Origin of the sequence: Streptomyces ardesiacus, from assembly GCF_003112575.1 — a bacterium.
In the GTDB taxonomy this organism is placed as follows: Bacteria; Actinomycetota; Actinomycetes; order Streptomycetales; family Streptomycetaceae; genus Streptomyces; species Streptomyces ardesiacus.
This window is the reverse complement of the sequence record NZ_BEWC01000005.1, coordinates 63669-81209: the sequence shown is the minus strand read 5'-3', so window position 1 is coordinate 81209 and position 17541 is coordinate 63669. Positions and strand designations below refer to the sequence as shown.

Annotated in this window: 17 protein-coding genes; 8 read left to right on the top strand and 9 right to left on the bottom strand. The window is 71.7% G+C overall.

The features are described from left to right. Nucleotides 1-125 precede the first annotated feature (125 nt). Nucleotides 126-1553 (bottom strand): glutamate decarboxylase, encoded by a 1428-nt coding sequence (gene gad / locus Sdi02f_RS16855; protein ID WP_108933582.1) that lies wholly within the window; start codon nucleotides 1551-1553, stop codon nucleotides 126-128. A gap of 133 nt (nucleotides 1554-1686) precedes the next feature. Here gad and Sdi02f_RS16850 point away from each other — a divergent pair, with 133 nt between their 5' ends. Continuing rightward, nucleotides 1687-2448: a MerR family transcriptional regulator gene (locus tag Sdi02f_RS16850; protein WP_030404992.1), complete on the top strand. Its 762-nt coding sequence runs from the start codon at nucleotides 1687-1689 to the stop codon at nucleotides 2446-2448. Between the two features lie 21 nt (nucleotides 2449-2469). Here the strand turns inward: Sdi02f_RS16850 and Sdi02f_RS16845 are convergent, their stop codons facing one another. After that, nucleotides 2470-2835, bottom strand: a complete 366-nt coding sequence (locus tag Sdi02f_RS16845) for a YbjQ family protein (protein WP_030404993.1) — start codon at nucleotides 2833-2835, stop codon at nucleotides 2470-2472. A 134-nt stretch (nucleotides 2836-2969) separates the two neighbouring features. On the opposite strand from Sdi02f_RS16845, the gene Sdi02f_RS16840 reads away from it, so the two are divergent. Beyond that, entirely contained in the window at nucleotides 2970-3911 is a 942-nt protein-coding gene (locus Sdi02f_RS16840; RefSeq protein WP_108933581.1) for a DedA family protein, read from the top strand. Between the two features lie 7 nt (nucleotides 3912-3918). Here the strand turns inward: Sdi02f_RS16840 and Sdi02f_RS16835 are convergent, their stop codons facing one another. After that, nucleotides 3919-5628, bottom strand: coding sequence for a threonine/serine exporter family protein (locus tag Sdi02f_RS16835; protein WP_030404995.1), 1710 nt, complete (start codon nucleotides 5626-5628; stop codon nucleotides 3919-3921). A 112-nt stretch (nucleotides 5629-5740) separates the two neighbouring features. Then, entirely contained in the window at nucleotides 5741-6232 is a 492-nt protein-coding gene (locus Sdi02f_RS16830) for an inorganic diphosphatase (protein WP_030404996.1), read from the bottom strand. A 79-nt stretch (nucleotides 6233-6311) separates the two neighbouring features. Here Sdi02f_RS16830 and dacB point away from each other — a divergent pair, with 79 nt between their 5' ends. The 6 genes from dacB (at nucleotide 6312) to folE (ending at nucleotide 13931) form a co-directional block, all read left to right on the top strand. Next, nucleotides 6312-7907 (top strand): D-alanyl-D-alanine carboxypeptidase/D-alanyl-D-alanine endopeptidase, encoded by a 1596-nt coding sequence (gene dacB / locus Sdi02f_RS16825; protein WP_245962210.1) that lies wholly within the window; start codon nucleotides 6312-6314, stop codon nucleotides 7905-7907. 71 nt (nucleotides 7908-7978) lie between these two features. Continuing rightward, on the top strand, nucleotides 7979-9106 hold the full coding sequence (locus tag Sdi02f_RS16820) for a zinc-dependent metalloprotease (RefSeq protein WP_030404998.1): 1128 nt from the start codon (nucleotides 7979-7981) through the stop codon (nucleotides 9104-9106). Between the two features lie 191 nt (nucleotides 9107-9297). Continuing rightward, nucleotides 9298-10356: a tRNA lysidine(34) synthetase TilS gene (tilS, locus tag Sdi02f_RS16815; protein WP_030404999.1), complete on the top strand. Its 1059-nt coding sequence runs from the start codon at nucleotides 9298-9300 to the stop codon at nucleotides 10354-10356. Between the two features lie 74 nt (nucleotides 10357-10430). Then, on the top strand, nucleotides 10431-10991 hold the full coding sequence (hpt, locus tag Sdi02f_RS16810) for a hypoxanthine phosphoribosyltransferase (RefSeq protein WP_007452004.1): 561 nt from the start codon (nucleotides 10431-10433) through the stop codon (nucleotides 10989-10991). Nucleotides 10992-11184: 193 nt separating this feature from the next. Then, nucleotides 11185-13215, top strand: a complete 2031-nt coding sequence (gene ftsH, locus Sdi02f_RS16805; protein ID WP_030405000.1) for an ATP-dependent zinc metalloprotease FtsH — start codon at nucleotides 11185-11187, stop codon at nucleotides 13213-13215. A gap of 110 nt (nucleotides 13216-13325) precedes the next feature. Continuing rightward, nucleotides 13326-13931, top strand: a complete 606-nt coding sequence (gene folE, locus Sdi02f_RS16800; RefSeq protein WP_030405001.1) for a GTP cyclohydrolase I FolE — start codon at nucleotides 13326-13328, stop codon at nucleotides 13929-13931. A gap of 125 nt (nucleotides 13932-14056) precedes the next feature. On the opposite strand, the gene Sdi02f_RS16795 is transcribed toward folE, so the two are convergent. The 5 genes from Sdi02f_RS16795 to folP form a co-directional block, all read right to left on the bottom strand. After that, entirely contained in the window at nucleotides 14057-14545 is a 489-nt protein-coding gene (locus Sdi02f_RS16795) for a DUF3180 domain-containing protein (RefSeq protein ID WP_031088272.1), read from the bottom strand. Nucleotides 14546-14606: 61 nt separating this feature from the next. Beyond that, the gene (folK, locus tag Sdi02f_RS16790) at nucleotides 14607-15218 is read right to left on the bottom strand and encodes a 2-amino-4-hydroxy-6-hydroxymethyldihydropteridine diphosphokinase (RefSeq protein WP_031088273.1); all 612 of its coding nucleotides are present in this window, start codon (nucleotides 15216-15218) and stop codon (nucleotides 14607-14609) included. After that, nucleotides 15215-15574, bottom strand: coding sequence for a dihydroneopterin aldolase (gene folB, locus Sdi02f_RS16785; RefSeq protein ID WP_030405004.1), 360 nt, complete (start codon nucleotides 15572-15574; stop codon nucleotides 15215-15217). Before folB ends, folK begins: the two co-directional genes overlap by 4 nt. Before the next feature lie 301 nt (nucleotides 15575-15875). Continuing rightward, entirely contained in the window at nucleotides 15876-16376 is a 501-nt protein-coding gene (locus Sdi02f_RS16780) for a nuclear transport factor 2 family protein (RefSeq protein WP_031088363.1), read from the bottom strand. Next, nucleotides 16373-17236: a dihydropteroate synthase gene (gene folP, locus Sdi02f_RS16775; RefSeq protein WP_030405313.1), complete on the bottom strand. Its 864-nt coding sequence runs from the start codon at nucleotides 17234-17236 to the stop codon at nucleotides 16373-16375. The genes Sdi02f_RS16780 and folP overlap by 4 nt, the downstream gene beginning before the upstream one ends. Between the last annotated feature and the right edge of the window lie 305 nt (nucleotides 17237-17541).

Here is a 17541-nt window from a genome sequence, read left to right as displayed (position 1 = left end):
TCAGTCCGCCCCCTGCCGAGCCGGCGGCCACCACGACGTCCCGCGGGTCGGAACCCGCCGACAGCAGCTCCCGCGCCCGCCTGGAGGCGGGCCCCCACGGCGGCCCGGGCTGACGCCGTCCGGGGTCAGTGGTGGAAACTCGTCGCCGCGCCCTTGTCCCGGGTCAGCGGGTGCGGCTGCCGGCGCAGCTCGGGCAGCAGCCGCTCCAGGTCGTCCAGGAGCAGGTCCGCCAGGTCCGTCGAGAAGCCATTGCGGCACACCACCCGCAGCACGGAGAGGTCCTCGCGGTGCGGCGGGAAGGTGTACGCCGGCACCAGCCAGCCGCCCTCCCGCAGCCGCCGGGACACGTCGAAGACGTCGTACGCCGTCACGTCGTCGGCCGTCGTGAAGGCGAACACCGGCAGCTGGTCCCCGCGCGTCAGCAGCCGGAAGTCGCCCAGCGCCGCCACCCGCTCCGCGAGCGAGCCCGCGATGTCGCGCGCGTTCTGCTGCACGGCCCGGTAGCCCTCGCGTCCCAGCCGCAGGAACGTGTAGTACTGCGCGACCACCTGCGCGCCCGGCCGGGAGAAGTTCAGCGCGAAGGTCGGCATGTCCCCGCCCAGGTAGTTCACGCGGAACACCAGCTCCTCGGGGAGCGCCTCCGAGTCCCGCCACAGCGCCCAGCCCACGCCCGGGTAGACCAGCCCGTACTTGTGCCCCGAGGTGTTGATCGAGGCGACCCTCGGCAGCCGGAAGTCCCACACCAGGTCCTCGTCGAGGAAGGGCGCGACCATGCCGCCGGAGGCCCCGTCGACGTGCACGGGGACGTCGAGCCCGGTGCGCTCCTGGAGGGCGTCCAGGGCCGCGCACAGGTCGGCGACCGGCTCGTAGGAGCCGTCGAAGGTGGAGCCCATGATGCCGACGACCCCGATGGTGTTCTCGTCGCACAGCTCGGCGGCGGCCTGCGGGTCCAGGTGGAAGCGCTCGCCCTCCATCGGGACCTGCCGGGCCTCCACCTCCCAGAAGGTGCAGAACTTCTCCCAGCAGACCTGGACGTTCACGCCCATCACGAGATTGGGCCGCACGTCCTTCGCCGGGTAGCGGTCGGCGTTGCGCAGCGCCCAGCGCCGCTTCATGGCCATCCCGGCCAGCATGCACGCCTCGCTCGACCCGGTCGTCGAGCAGCCCACGACCGCCTGCGGGTCGGGCGCGTGCCACAGGCCGGCGAGCATCGCCACGCAGCGCCGCTCCAGTTCGGCGGTGCGCGGGTACTCGTCCTTGTCGATCATGTTCTTGTCCCGGCACTCGCTCATCAGCACCCCGGCCTGCGGCTCCATCCAGGTGGTGACGAAGGTGGCCAGGTTCAGCCGCGCGTTGCCGTCCAGCATCAGCTCGTCGTGGACCAGCCGGTACGCGGTCTCCGGGGGCAGGGGGGAGTCGGGCAACTGGTGCGTGGGCGGGGCCTCGGTCATGCCGCCGAGGGGGTCCGCCGTCGCGTAGAACGGGTTCACGGCGAGCCGGCGCCGCTTCCGGTCGTCGTCCTGCGGCGGGTGGGGCCCGTGGTGCAGTGGCATACGACCGACGGTAGGGCGGAGCCCCGGTCCCCGCACCCGGGGCTGTACCGGTCGGGCGGGGCGGCGCCGGCGGGACTTGCACCTCACGTCACGTGAGGAGGCAGCGTGGACGGCGTCACAGAAGGGAGCGGAAGTGAGCTACTCCGTGGGACAGGTGGCCGGCTTCGCCGGGGTGACGGTGCGCACGCTGCACCACTACGACGACATCGGCCTGCTCGCACCCGGCGGGCGCAGCCACGCGGGCCACCGGCGCTACAGCGACGCCGACCTCGACCGGCTGCAGCAGATCCTGTTCTACCGGGAGCTGGGCTTCCCGCTCGACGAGGTCGCCGCCCTGCTCGACGACCCGGCCGCGGACCCGCGCGCGCACCTGCGCCGCCAGCACGAGCTGCTGACCGCCCGGATCGAGAAGCTGCAGAAGATGGCGGCGGCCGTGGAGCACGCCATGGAGGCACGCAGCATGGGCATCAACCTCACGCCCGAGGAGAAGTTCGAGGTCTTCGGCGACTTCGACCCCGATCAGTACGAGGAGGAGGTCAAGGACCGCTGGGGCGACACCGACGCCTACCGCCAGTCCAAGGAGAAGACCGCCTCGTACACCAAGGAGGACTGGCAGCGCCTCCAGGACGAGGCCGACGCGCTCACCCGGCGCTTCGTCGCCCTGATGGACGCGGGTGAGCCCGCCGACTCCGAGGGGGCCATGGACGCCGCCGAGGACCACCGGCGGGGCATCGTCCGCAACCACTACGACTGCGGGTACGAGATGCACACCTGCCTGGGGGAGATGTACGTCGCGGACGAACGTTTCACGCGAAACATCGACGCCGCGCGGCCCGGCCTCGCCGTCTACATGCGGGACGCGATCCTCGCCAACGCCGCCCGGCACACCTCCTGAGCGGCGGTCGTGGCCCGGGTCTCACTCCCGGGCCACGACCACCGCCGTCCCGTACGCGCACACCTCGGTGCCCACGTCCGCCGCCTCCGTCACGTCGAAGCGGAAGGACAGCACCGCGTTGGCCCCCCGCGCGCGTGCCTGTTCGACCAGCCGCTCCATCGCCTGGTTGCGGGTCTCGACCAGCGTCTTCGTCAGCCCGCGCAGCTCACCGCCGACCAGCGACTTCAGCCCGGCGCCGATCTGGCTCCCCAGGTGCCGCGACCGCACGGTCAGTCCGAAGACCTCCCCGATCACCTCCTGCACCCGGTGGCCCGGCAGGTCGTTGGTGGTCACCACGAGCACGTCGGGCTGCGGACCCTGGCCGCCGCCGTATTCTTCAATTCCCATGGTCCTCAGGTTTCCCCGGGGAACGTCACCGTGCACCCCGAGGCACTACGTGGAACCTGGGGCACCGCGGCTGCGTTGTACGTTTGGGCAGCCAGGTCCAGCCCGCCTCCCCCCAGCAGCAGGAGCCACATCCCGTGACCACCCTTGCGCTCGGTCCCGAGTGGATCAGCCCGGACTACCTGATCGAGACGTTCAGTCTGCCCGGCATCCTGCTCATCGTCTTCGCCGAGTCAGGACTCTTCGCGTTTCTGCCCGGCGACTCGCTGCTGTTCACCGCGGGCCTGTTCGTCGCCCAGGGCGAGTTCATCAGCCAGCCGCTGTGGCTGGTGTGCACCCTGATCGTGGCCGCCGCCGTCCTCGGCGACCAGGTCGGCTACATGATCGGCAAGTTCTTCGGGCCCCGGCTCTTCAGCCGCCCCAACTCCAAGCTCTTCAAACAGGAGAATCTGGAGAAGGCGCACGAGTTCATGGACAAGTACGGCCCCAAGGCGATCGTCCTGGCCCGCTTCGTGCCCATCGTGCGCACCTTCGCCCCCATCGTGGCGGGCGCCGGCCGCATGAAGTACCGCACCTTCCTCACGTACAACGTCGTCGGCGGCGTGGCCTGGGGCACCGGCGTCACCCTCGCGGGCTACTGGCTCGGCCAGATCGAGTTCATCCGGAGCAACGTCGAGGCCATCCTCGTCCTGATCGTCGTGGTCTCGGTCGTCCCGATCGCCATCGAGTACCTGCGCGAGCGCAAGAAGAAGCAGCGCGCCGCCGAGGCCGCACCGGCCCCCGCGCCCGCCCAGCAGCAGCACCAGCCGCCGTACCCGGTCATGGACGACGCCACGACCCAGCTCCGCAGGGTGGACCCGTACGACCAGCCGCAGCAGTACCAGCAGCAGCGGCCCCAGCAGTACCAGCAGCCGCAGCAGTACGACCGGCCCCAGCAGTACGACCGGCCCCAGCAGTACGACCGGCCGCAGCAGTACCAGCAGCCCCCGCAGCAGCCGTACGCCCAGCAGTACCCGCAGGGCTACGGCGACCAGCCCCAGCAGTACGGCGACCAGCACCCGTACAACCAGGGCCGCTGACCCCGCGCTAGAAACCCCTCGTCCGCTTGGCGGCCCGGCGTCCCGCCGCACTCGCGGCGCCGGGCACCCTCAGGAACAGCCGCGAGATCTCGCCGCCCAGGTTCACCCCGATCGCGATGGCCATCGCCAGCGCCACCGCGTTGGACAGCGACAGCAGCCCCGCGTCGACCTCGCCCTGCGCGATCCCCAGCAGACCGAAGTACGTCGCCGAACCGGGCAGCAGCGGCCCGATCGCCGCGGTCGTGTACGGCAGCGCCGAGGCGAACCGGTACCGGGACATCAGCTGCCCGAACAGGCCCACGAGCCCCGCCGCGGCGGCCGTGGAGGCCACTGGTGAGATGTCGCCGGCGTAATTCATGGCGCCGTACACGCACCAGGCGATACCGCCGTTCAGGGTCACCGCGAGCACGGTGGCCCGTTCCTGCTGGAGCAGGATCGCGAAGGCCAGCGACAGCAGCATCGAGGCGAAGATCTGCACGAACGGTTCGTCGCCGGTGCCCAGCGCGGCGTCCGGATTGAGCTGGGCGCCCAGCTGGACGCCGAAGTACAGCACCACCAGCACCCCGGCGACGATGCTGACGAAGAAGTACATGACCTCCAGCAGACGCGCGGCGGCGGTGATGTAGAAACCGGTCAGGCCGTCCTGCACCCCCGCGACCAGCGCCCGCCCGGGCAGCAGCGCGAAGAGCCCACCGGTGATGACCGCGGACGCCTTCACGTCGACGTGGGTCACCGTCAGCGCCACGCCCATCGCGGCCGGCGGCATCGCGGCCACCGCGAACTGGTAGAACTCCGGCAGCCCCCGCCCGGCGCACAGCCACGCCAGCCGGTCGCCGAGCATCGAGCCGAACATCGCCGCGAAGAACACGGTCAGCCCGCCACCGACGAGCAGCGAGGCCGCGCCGGCGAGCAGACCGCTCGCCACGGTCAGGACCCAGGTGGGGTACGGGTGCCGGTTGCGGCGGATCTCGGCGAGGCGCCGGTAGGCCTCCTCCAGGGAGATGTTCGTGTCGGGGTCGCTGAGGTCGTCCACCAGATGGAAGACGGCCGCCAGCCGGGTGTAGTCGGTGCCGCGGCGGCGCACCGTCCGCGACGCCGTCACCGGATCGTCGACCAGCGACGGCTGGTGGGAGATCGACAGCAGGGTGAAGGTGACGTTCGGCTCGCAGCGGTCCAGGCCGTAGGAGCGGCAGACGGCGAACATGGCCGCCTCCACGTCCTCGGCGCCCTCACCGCCCGCCAGCAGCAGCTCCCCGATACGCAGCGTCAGGTCGAGCACGCGCGGGACGGCGGGACCGGTCTCGTCGTCGTGCTTCTGCGAGGGCTCGGGCGCGGGCCGCTCGGCCACCGGCATGCGCAGCATGGCGCGCATCCGGTCCTGCCAGGGCACGTCCGCCAGGTTCACCGCCGGGAAGCCGCTCGCCGGGGTGAAGGCCGCCGGGGCGGTCCACGCGCTGTGCGTGCTCGGCATGCTGAATGCCGAGCCCTCGGTGTCCGCCGGAGCGGCCGGGGGCGCCTCCAGGCCCTCGGGAAGCGAGAACTCCGAGGTCGTCTCGGACTCGCCGCCGGTGTGTCGCGGGACGGCGAGTCCCTGCGGGATCTCGAACTCGGACGTCGTCGACGACTCGCCGTCGGCCGACGCCGGGACCCCACCGGGCTGCCGGAAGGCACTGCGGGCCTCGTCCGACTGCGGCTTGGGCTCCTCCGCCTCCGTCACCTGCGCAACGCTCCCTGGTACCGACACACCCTCCTGTTGACCTCAGTATGGTCACTCAAACACGAACGGGCCGCACGCGTGTGCGTGCGGCCCGTTACGGGAAGCCGACTGCTCAGTGGCCGCCCTGGTCCTTGAAGCGCTTGTAGGACCGCTCGATCTCCGCCTCGGCGTCGGCGCGGCCGACCCAGTCGGCGCCCTCGACGGACTTGCCGGGCTCAAGGTCCTTGTAGACCTCGAAGAAGTGCTGGATCTCCAGGCGGTCGAACTCCGACACGTGGTGGATGTCACGCAGGTGCTCCACACGCGGGTCGGTCGACGGCACGCACAGCAGCTTGTCGTCGCCGCCGGCCTCGTCCGTCATCCGGAACATGCCGATCGCGCGGCAGCGGATGAGGCAGCCCGGGAAGGTCGGCTCGTCCAGGATGACCAGGGCGTCCAGCGGGTCGCCGTCCTCGCCGAGGGTGTTCTCGACGAAGCCGTAGTCGGTCGGGTAGGCGGTCGAGGTGAACAGGCGGCGGTCCAGGCGGATACGACCGGTCTCGTGGTCCACCTCGTACTTGTTCCGCGAACCCTTCGGGATCTCGATCGTGACGTCGAACTCCACCGGACGCTCCTCCATGATCAGCACATAGTTCTGGTGGTTAAGTGTCCCTCACGCAGGCGTGTGATCGCGAAAGGGGCTGGTGACAGTGCCAGAGCTGAGACCGTGGCGGACCGCGGCACCGCATCTGGCGCGGGCCGCGCAAGCCGTACGTCCCCGTCTGGCCCGGTTCGCCCGGAGTGCCCGACCGCGGGTCGCGCGCTTCGCACGGGCCACGGCGCCGCAGCTCGCCCGGATCACGCGGCCCAGGACCTGGCAGTACACCGCCGGTGCCGCCACCGCCGGGCTGGCACTGGCCGCCGGTGTGGTGACCGCCGCCGGCCCCTGGGACTCCACGGGTCAGCGTACGGCCGAGCGGGACCGGGCCGTCGCACTGGAGCACACGGGTGGCGCAGATCACGGCCGCGGACCCGGGGCCTCCGGTACGGCGTCCGGTTCGCCCCGTCCTGCGCCCAGCGCCGGGCCCGTCCTGACCGGCCTGGGCGGCGCCACCACCCCGGGCGGCGTCAAGGCCGCACCCGGCACCGAGAACCTCGCGGACCTCCTCGACCCCCTGCTGAAGGACGACCCCGCGCTGGGCGAGCGCCGCGCGGCGGCCGTCGTCGACCTGACCACCGGCAAGCGCCTGTACGGCCTCGACGCCGACGCCGCCCTCGTCCCCGCCTCCACCACCAAGATCGCCACCGCCGTCGCCGCCCTCACCGCCCTCGGCCCCGACCACCGCCTCACCACCCGCACCGCTCTGGAGGCCGACACCGGCGAACTCGTCCTCGTCGGCGGCGGCGACCCCACCCTCACCGCCCGCGAGGACGCCCGGGGACTCGCCGGCCTGCGCACCCTCGCCGAGCAGACCGCCGCCGCCCTGAAGAAACGCGACGTGCGCAAGGTGACGCTCTCGTACGACACGACGCTCTACGCCGGCCCGGAGCTCCACCCGATCGGAGTCAACGAGAACCTCGCCCCCGTCACCGCGCTCATGGCCGACGAGGGCCGCACCGACGACTCCACCAGCGGCCCCGCCCCGCGCGTGCCCGATCCGGCCGCCGATGCCGCCCGCACCTTCGCGGACCTCCTGAAGCAGCACGGCGTCACCGCGTCGCCCCCCGGCCCCTCCAAGGCCACGGGACGGGCCACGACCCTCGCCGCGGTCTCCTCGCCCCCGTTGTCGGCCCTGGTCGAGCGGATGCTGACCAACAGCGACAACGACCTCGCCGAGGCCCTGGCCCGCCACACCGCCGTGGCGACCGGCCGGCGCGCCGACTTCGCCGGGGCCGGCGCGGCCGTCGCCGCCCGCCTCGAACAGCTCGGCCTGCCCGTGCGCGGCGCCCGGTTCCACGACGGGAGCGGCCTGGACCGCACCGACCTGATCACCCCCGGCCTGCTCACCGCCCTGCTGACCGAGGCCGCCGCCCCCGACCGCCCCCAGCTCCGCCCGGTGCTCACCGGCCTGCCCGTCGCCCACTTCACCGGCACCCTGGCCGCCCGTTACACGGACGGCGCAGCGGGCCTCGTCCGCGCCAAGACCGGCACCCTCACCGGCGTCAACACCCTCGCCGGCACGGTCGCCACCCCCGACGGCCGCCTCCTGGCCTTCGCCTTCCTGACCAACGCGACGACGGACGCCTGGGCGGCGCAGTCGGCCCTGGACCGGGCGGCGACCGGCCTGACGTCGCCCTAGCCGCGGGTGCACCCGCCCCGCGGGCACCGCACGGCCTGCCCCGGGCGGCGGCGCTCCCGTACCGTTGACCCATGACGAGCATCGGCGCAAATCCCGGCATGGTCGACTGGAACCTCGCGGTGGCGACCGCGACCCGGCTCGTACGGCCGGGCCCCGAGGTGAGCCGCGACGAGGCCAGGGCCGTCGTCGCGGAACTCCGCCGCCATGCCAAGTCCGCGGAGGAGCACGTCCGTGGTTTCACCCGGATGGGCACCGAGGAGACCCACGACACCCCCCTCCTGGTGGTCGACCGGCCCGGCTGGGTCCGGGCCAACGTCGCCGGCTTCCGGGAACTGCTCAAACCCCTGCTGGAGAAGATGCAGGAGCGGCGCGGCAGCGGGCCGGGCAACGCGGTCCTCGGCGCCGTCGGCGGCAAGGTCACCGGCGTGGAGCTGGGCATGCTGCTGTCGTTCCTGTCCTCCCGCGTCCTCGGCCAGTACGAGACGTTCGCCCCGGCCACCCGCGAACTGCCCGCCGGAGCGAACGGCGGCGGCCGGCTGCTCCTCGTCGCGCCCAACATCGTGCACGTGGAGCGCGAACTCGACGTCCAGCCGCACGACTTCCGCCTGTGGGTGACCCTGCACGAGGAGACCCACCGCACGCAGTTCACCGCCGTGCCCTGGCTGCGCGACCACATCGAGGGCGAAATCCAGTCGTTCCTCGCCGAGACCGACGTCGACCCCATGACCGTGCTCGAACGGATCCGCGAGGCCGCCCAGTCGCTCGCCGGGGGCCGCCCCGACGCGGAGGAGGACGACGGCGGCCGCTCGCTCGTCGAGCTGGTGCAGACCCCGGCCCAGCGCGAGGTGCTCGGCCGCATCACCGCCGTGATGTCCCTCCTGGAGGGCCACGCCGACTACGTGATGGACGGCGTGGGACCGGAGGTCGTGCCGAGCGTCGAGGAGATCCGCGAGAAGTTCCAGCAGCGGCGCGCCAGGGGCGCCTCCCGCCTCGACATGGCGCTGCGCAAGCTGCTCGGCCTCGACGCCAAGCTCCGCCAGTACCGGGACGGCGAACGCTTCGTACGGGCCGTCGTCGACGAGTGCGGCATGGACGGCTTCAACCGCGTCTGGACCTCGCCCAACACGCTCCCCACCAAGTCGGAGATCGCCAAACCGGCGGACTGGATCGCGCGGGTGCACCGCAAGCCGGAGGCGTGAGCCGCGCGGGCGGGGCGTGCACCTTTCCGGCCGACGGCAGACGAACGACCCTCCAATCACCCGTCCGAGGGACCGTGAGCCTTCGGCAGGCGTGCGATGCTCGGGTAACGGCCCGTTTCTGTCACCATCTACACACTCTGCGTGACCGAACCTCGGGCTCACCCCCGACAACTTCATGAAGGGCACCGGACATGGGTCCCCATCCTGCGGTCGCGGCGATACGCCTGGCGGTCCGCCGCGTCCTCCACGACATCCTCACCGAACTGAACACCCCGGCCGGCGTTCCCGCCGCGACGGCCGCCGGACGCCCGCCCGAGGGCGCGTCCGGACTTCCCGACTCCCCGCTCGTCCTCGTGGCGTGCTCCGGCGGCGCCGACTCCATGGCGCTCGCCTCCGCCCTCGCCTTCGAGGCGCCCCGGCTCGGCATCCGCGCCGGCGGCGTCACCGTCGACCACGGCCTGCAGCACGGCTCCGACCTGCGCGCGGAAGAGGTCGTCCTGCGCCTGCGCGCACTCGGCCTCGACCCCGTGGAGGCCACCGCCGTCACCGTCGGCCGCGAGGGCGGCCCGGAAGCCGCCGCCCGCGACGCCCGCTACGCGGCGCTGGACGCGGCCGCCGCCCGGCACGGCGCCGCCGCCGTCCTGCTCGGCCACACCCGCGACGACCAGGCCGAGACCGTCCTGCTGGGCCTCGCCCGCGGCTCCGGCATCCGCTCCCTGTCGGGCATGGCCGCGGTCTCGGGGGCCGGCGGCCGTTACCGGCGCCCCTTCCTCCAGGTCGACCGCCAGACCGCCCGCAAGGCCTGCATGGTCCAGTCCCTCCCCGTCTGGGACGACCCCCACAACGCCGACCCCGCCTACACCCGCTCCCGGCTGCGCCACGAGGGCCTGCCCGCCCTGGAGAAGGCGCTCGGCAAGGGCGTCGTCGAGGCCCTTGCCCGTACGGCCCAACTCTCCCGGGACGACGCCGACGCCCTCGACACCTGGGCCCGTCAGGCCGAGGCCGGCGTCCGCGACGCCACCGGCGGACTGGAGTGCGCCAAGCTGTACGCCCTGCCGCCCGCCGTACGCCGCCGGATCCTGCGCCGCGCCGCCCTGGAGGCCGGCGCCCCCGGCGGCGCCCTGTTCGCCCGGCACATCGAGGAAGTCGACCGGCTGATCACCGGCTGGCGCGGCCAGGGGGCCATCAACCTCCCCGGCAAAGTCGTCGCCCGGCGGCAGGGTGGCAGACTGGTGATCCGGCAAGGCTGAATCCGGACCCTCCCACCGATCCGCGCACGGATCGCCGGGACGTTCCGGAGTGGCCGGTGGGACGACCGAAAGTGATGCGGGTGGACGCGAACGACATGGGTGCCGACCTCGAGAAGGTACTCATCACCAAGGAAGAGATCGACGCGAAGCTGGCCGAGCTGGCCGCGAAGATCGACGCGGAGTACGCGGGCAAGGACCTGCTCATCGTCGGCGTGCTCAAGGGCGCCGTGATGGTCATGGCCGACCTGGCGCGCACGCTGTCCACCCCCGTCACGATGGACTGGATGGCGGTGTCCTCGTACGGCGCGGGCACCCAGTCCTCCGGTGTGGTGCGGATCCTCAAGGACCTCGACACCGACATCAAGGGCCGCCACGTCCTCATCGTCGAGGACATCATCGACTCCGGCCTGACCCTGTCCTGGCTGATCTCCAACCTCGGCTCGCGCGAGCCCGCCTCCCTCAAGGTGTGCACGCTGCTGCGCAAGCCCGACGCCGCGAAGGTCGCCATCGACGTGGAATGGGTCGGCTTCGACATCCCCAACGAATTCGTCGTCGGCTACGGCCTCGACTACGCCGAGAAGTACCGCAACCTCCCGTTCGTCGGTACGCTCGCGCCCCACGTGTACGGCGGCTGACGCGCCCGCAGCGCGTCCGGCGGTGTTTCGGCGGGCCCACCGGGAACCCCTGAGGCCCCCGCGCCGTTGAGGATGCAGACGGGACGTCGGCCCGCCCGTGCGGCTGAGGGCCGCCACGCTGGGGTACCGTCAGAAGAACTGTCTTATCAAACTCACTATGGCAGGAGGGACGGGGCGACACCGCTCCGTGTGGATGGACGTGAAGCGATACTTCCGTGGGCCAATCATGTGGATCGTGCTGGCCGTCCTTGCCGTGGTCGTGTTGATGCAGGTCGTGGGCTCGTCCGGCGGCTACAAGACGGTGGACACCGGCCAGGTCGTCCAGGCGATCAACGACAACAGGGTCGAGTCGGCCAAGCTGACCACCGGTGACGAGCAGAACATCAAGGTTCAGCTCAAGGACGGCCAGAAGGTCGAAGGCAGCTCGAAGATCCAGGCGAGCTACATCGGCGACCAGGGCGTGACCCTCGCCAACACCCTTCAGAACAAGTACCAGGACAAGCAGATCCCCGACGGCTACACGGTCTCGCCGTCGAAGCAGAACCCGTTCGTCGGGCTGCTGATCACCCTGCTTCCCTTCGTCCTCATCGTGGTCATCTTCCTGTTCCTGATGAACCAGATGCAGGGCGGCGGCTCCCGGGTCATGAACTTCGGCAAGTCCAAGGCGAAGCTCATCACCAAGGACACCCCGAAGACCACGTTCGCCGACGTCGCCGGGTCCGAGGAGGCCGTCGAGGAGCTCCACGAGATCAAGGAGTTCCTGCAGGAGCCGGCCAAGTTCCAGGCCGTCGGCGCCAAGATCCCCAAGGGCGTGCTGCTGTACGGCCCGCCCGGCACCGGCAAGACCCTGCTCGCGCGCGCCGTGGCGGGCGAGGCGGGCGTGCCGTTCTACTCGATCTCCGGTTCCGACTTCGTCGAGATGTTCGTCGGTGTCGGTGCCTCCCGAGTGCGCGACCTGTTCGAGCAGGCCAAGGCGAACGCCCCGGCCATCGTCTTCGTCGACGAGATCGACGCGGTCGGCCGTCACCGCGGCGCCGGCCTCGGCGGCGGTCACGACGAGCGCGAGCAGACCCTGAACCAGCTCCTCGTCGAGATGGACGGCTTCGACGTCAAGGGCGGCGTGATCCTCATCGCCGCGACGAACCGCCCCGACATCCTCGACCCCGCGCTGCTGCGTCCCGGCCGCTTCGACCGGCAGATCGCCGTCGACCGCCCCGACATGCAGGGCCGGCTGGAGATCCTCAAGGTCCACCAGAAGGGCAAGCCGGTCGCGCCCGACGTCGACCTGTCGGCCGTCGCCCGCCGCACCCCCGGCATGACCGGTGCCGACCTGGCCAACGTGCTGAACGAGGCCGCGCTGCTGACGGCCCGCAGCGACCAGAAGCTGATCGACAACCACATGCTGGACGAGGCGATCGACCGCGTGGTCGCGGGCCCGCAGAAGCGGACCCGGATCATGTCGGACAAGGAGAAGAAGATCACCGCGTACCACGAGGGCGGACACGCCCTGGTCGCGGCGGCCTCCCCGAACTCCGACCCGGTCCACAAGATCACGATCCTGTCCCGGGGCCGGGCTCTCGGCTACACGATGGTGCTCCCGGACGAGGACAAGTACTCGACCACGCGCAACGAGATGCTCGACCAGCTCGCCTACATGCTGGGCGGACGCGCGGCCGAGGAACTCGTCTTCCACGACCCGACGACGGGCGCGGCCAACGACATCGAGAAGGCCACCGGCCTGGCCCGGGCGATGGTCACCCAGTACGGCATGACCGAGCGCCTCGGCGCGATCAAGTTCGGCGGCGACAACAGCGAGCCGTTCCTCGGGCGTGAGATGGCCCACCAGCGCGACTACTCGGAAGAGGTCGCCGCGCTGGTCGACGAAGAGGTCAAGAAGCTCATCGAGACGGCGCACAACGAGGCCTGGGAGATCCTGGTCGAGAACCGCGACGTCCTCGACAACCTCGTCCTCGCGCTGCTGGAGAAGGAGACGCTGGGCAAGGAGGAGATCGCCGAGATCTTCTCCCAGATCGTCAAGCGCCCCTCCCGGCCCGCCTGGACCGGCTCCTCGCGCCGCACGCCCTCGACCCGTCCGCCGGTCCTCTCCCCGAAGGAGCTGGCCCTGACGAACGGCGCCAACGGCACGGCGGCGGCGATCTCCACCACCAAGAGCCCGGCCGACCCGGCCCCGGAACGCTCCCCGGAGGACCGCCCGGAGAGCTGATCCCGGTCGTTCCCGGCCCGGAATGTATGCCGCGCCCCCCAGGTTCTAGCCTTGGGGGGTGCGGCATTTCGGTATGCCGTTCGCAGGACGGATCAGGAACGAGGCATCAGATGACCGACCCCGTGACGCTGGACGGCGAGGGCCAGATCGGTGAGTTCGACGAGAAGCGGGCCGAGAACGCCGTGCGCGAACTGCTGATCGCGGTCGGCGAGGACCCGGACCGTGAGGGCCTGCGGGAGACGCCGGCACGCGTGGCGCGGGCGTACAAGGAGATATTCGCCGGCCTGTGGCAGGAGCCGGAGGACGTGCTGACGACGACGTTCGACCTCGGGCACGACGAGATGGTCCTCGTGAAGGACATCGAAGTGTTCTCCACCTGTGAACATCATCTGGTGCCGTTCCGGGGGGTTGCGCACGTCGGCTACATCCCGTCCACCAGCGGAAAGATCACCGGCCTGTCCAAGCTGGCCCGGCTCGTGGACGTCTACGCCCGGCGCCCGCAGGTGCAGGAACGTCTCACCACGCAGATCGCGGACTCCCTGATGGAGATCCTCGAGCCGCGCGGTGTGATCGTCGTGGTCGAGTGCGAACACATGTGCATGTCGATGCGGGGCATCCGCAAGCCCGGCGCCAAGACCCTCACCTCGGCCGTGCGGGGCCAACTGCGGGACGTGGCCACGCGCAACGAGGCGATGAGCCTGATCATGGCTCGCTGAGTGGTGTGTTCTGAGACGCGGGGTGTGGTCCAGGACTGAGTGGCGTGGTCTGAGACGTGGGGTTTGGTCCGGGGCTGAGTGGCGTGGTCTGAGACGCGGGGTGTGGTCCGGGGGGGGCGAGTGCGTCACGCCGCTGTTGCCGCGCCCGGGTGGTCGTCGTCCTCGTCGTCCGGGAGCTTGCAGACGCGTTCCATGAAGAGGGCGGCCGCTATGACGGCGATGCCCGCCACGACCGAGGCGCCGGCGTAGATGGCCTGGTCGCGGCGGGCCGGGATGTCGAGATGGCTCAGCAGGAAGACGCCCACGCCGCCGTACATCCCGGCGACGAGGGCGGCCACCAGGGCGCTGGCCTGGCCGAAGACGACCGCGCGGGCCGCCATCATCGGGTCGACGCCCTTGGCGCCGGGGACCCGCTCCCGCTGGGCCTTGAGGCGGGCGCGGATCGAGAGCGCGGTGGCCAGCAGGATCGCCGCGATCAGGGCGAGGACGACGGGGGCCGCCAGGGGGACGCTCGGGAGGGTGCCGACGGAGTCCCACAGGCGGGCCGCGGCCCAGGACAGCACCCCCGCGACGACGAACACGCCGGCCAGCACCCTGATGCGCAGCTCTTTCACGGTGTTCCGGTGTCCCTTCGCTTCCCCTGCGTGACCGTCCTGGCCTCGTCGACCTTAACGACTACTCGGGCAGCCGGAGTTCCAGGTCGGCGCGGGGCGCGACGCCGTCGCGGGTGACGGCGGTCAGGAGATCGGCGACCCTGCCCTGCCCCGGCAGCGCGGCCTCGGGGTCCACGTCCAGCCAGGGGGCCAGGACGAAGGCGCGCTCGTGGGCGCGCGGATGGGGGAGGGTGAGCTGCGGGTCCTCGGAGACGACCTCGGCGTACGCCACGATGTCGACGTCCAGGGTGCGCGGGCCCCAGCGCTCGTCGCGGACCCGGTGGAAGGCCTCCTCGACCGCGTGCGCCCGCTCCAGGAGCGAGGACGGGGGCAGGGTGGTCTTCACGATCACGACCGCGTTGAAGTACGAGGGCTGGCTGCCGGGGTCGACGCCCCACGGCTCCGTCTCGTAGACCGGGGAGACTCCTTTGACGCGCACGCCCGGGGTGTCCTCCAGGGCGTCGATGGCCCCCTGGAGGGTCTCCAGGCGGTTGCCCAGGTTGGCGCCGAGGGCGATCACCGCGCGTTTGGGGTTGGACAGGGTGGTGTCCGCGGCGTCGACCTGCTCGATGACGGAGGCGGGCACGGGCTGTACGGTCGGGTCGCTCGGACCCTCGGTGAAGGGGGCGCTCATACACGGCTCCGGATGATGGTGACGGTCACGTCGTCGAAGGGCACGGTGATCGGTGCGTCCGGCTTGTGGACGCAGACCTCGACCTCCTCGACCCTTTCGTGCTTCAGACAGACCTGGGCGATGCGCTCGGCGAGCGTCTCGACGAGATCGACGGGCTCGCCCTCGACGACGGCCACGACCTCCTCGGCCACGATGCCGTAGTGCACGGTCTTCGCCAGGTCGTCGTCGGCGGCGGCCGGGCGGGTGTCCAGGCCAAGGACGATGTCCACGAGGAAGGTCTGGCCGTCCTCGCGCTCCTTGGGCAGCACACCGTGGTGCCCACGGGCCTTCAGGCCGCGCAGCGCGACACGATCCACGCGAATCACTCCTGCAGTCGTCGGTCTCGGCCGGTCGTTCCACGTGCGGGTGGTACGGCGGCCCCAGTCGAATCTACCTGTGGGGACCGACAGCGCCGGGCCGCGGGGGTGCGGGGCGGGGCGGGAGCAGGGTGGGGGTGGACGGGATTCACCGCGCGTTTTCCCTGGCGGTCTCCGTGGGTCACGGGCTGGTAGCCGCGCCTACCCGCTGGTCGTGATTCCAACCACGTTGCGTGGGGCTGAGGGGTGGGGGCGGGCTGGGAGCGGGGCGGGGCGGGGCGGGGTGGTCAGGGAGGGGTGGTCAGGGCGTGTCCTCGGTGTCCTCGTCGTCGGTTTCCGCGAGTACGGGGGAGGCGTGGTGGGACCAGAGCTTCCAGCCGGCCGGGGTGCGCCGGAAGGTGTTGGTGGCGACCACGAGCTGACCGACGAGCGGGCCGAGTTCCTCGTCGCCGTCGGGGGCGGGGCCGCCGCTGAGGATGTTCTCGGTGCAGGTGACCAGGGCGGTGTCGCCGGTGACGGAGACGTGGACGTCGGTCAGGAAGAACTGGATGTAGTCCGTGTTCGCCATGATCAGGGCGTACGAGCGCAGGACCTCGCCGCGGCCGGTGAGCACCGGCCAGCCCGGGTGCACGCAGGAGACGACGCCGGCGTCGGCCGGGTCGTGGTACGTCTCGTCGATGCCCAGGTCGGAAGGGGTGAGCCAGAACTCGGAGACCTTCTCGAAGTCGCCCTCCTCCAGTGCCTGGTAGTAGGCGGTGTTCGCGGCCTCGACCTGTTCGACGTCGAGGTGCGGCGCGTTCACCGGGCGCCTTCGACGGCGCGGGCGACGCGTACGGCGTCGGCGGTGGCGCGGACCTCGTGGACGCGTACGGCCCAGGCGCCGGCGTGCGCCGCGAGCGCGGAGACCGCGGCGGTGGCGGCGTCGCGCTCCCGCGCGGGGGGCGGAGTGGCCTCGGGGCCGGCGAGGACCCGGCCGAGGAACCGCTTGCGGGAGGCGGCGACGAGGAGGGGGTGGCCCAGGGCGAGGAGGCGGTCGAGGTGGGCGAGGAGGACGAGGTCGTGCTCGGCGTCCTTGGAGAAGCCGAGGCCCGGGTCGACGACGATGCGGTCGGGGGCGATGCCGGCGTCCAGGACGGCCTCCACGCGCGCGTGCAGCTCGTCGACGACCTCGGTGACGACGTCGGCGTAGGTGCCCCTGACGTTGCCGCCCTCCAGGAGGCCGCGCCAGTGCATGACGACGAACGGGGCGCCGGAGTCGGCGACGACGGGGATCATGCGGGGGTCTGCGAGGCCGCCGCTGACGTCGTTGACCAGGGCGGCGCCGGCGGCGAGGGCCTGCTCGGCGACGGAGGCGCGCATGGTGTCGACGGAGATCGTGACGCCCTCGGAGGCGAGACCGCGGACGACCGGGACGACGCGCCTGAGTTCCTCGTCCTCGTCGACGCGGGTCGCTCCGGGGCGGGTGGACTCGCCGCCCACGTCCACCAGGTCGGCGCCCTCCGCGACCAGGTCGAGGCCGTGCTTGATGGCGGCCGTGGTGTCGAAGAAACGGCCGCCGTCGGAGAAGGAGTCGGGGGTCACGTTGACGACGCCCATGACCGCGCAGCGGTCCCAGGCGGTCAGTCCGGCGAGAGGGCGGCGGCGGCCGGTCTGCTTGCTCATGTGTTCAGCGTAGGTGGTGGGTGGGGGGTGGGCGCGGGTGCGGGGGCCTCCGGCGGTGGTGCGGGTGCGTTTGCCTGCGGCGCCTGTGCGGGGTGGGTGGGGTGCGCGTTCTCGTGGTGCGGTGCGTTGTGGGTGGGGTGCGTATGCCTGCGGCGCCTGTGCGGGTGCGGTGGGGGTGCGCGTAGCGCCGTGCGTGGTGGGTGGGTCGGGGCCGCGCCGGGGGGTGTCCGTCCTCGGAACGGCGCGGAATCGGTCGGCCACAGATCTTTGCGGCGTTGACGCGCCAACCGCTGCGGGCGGACACC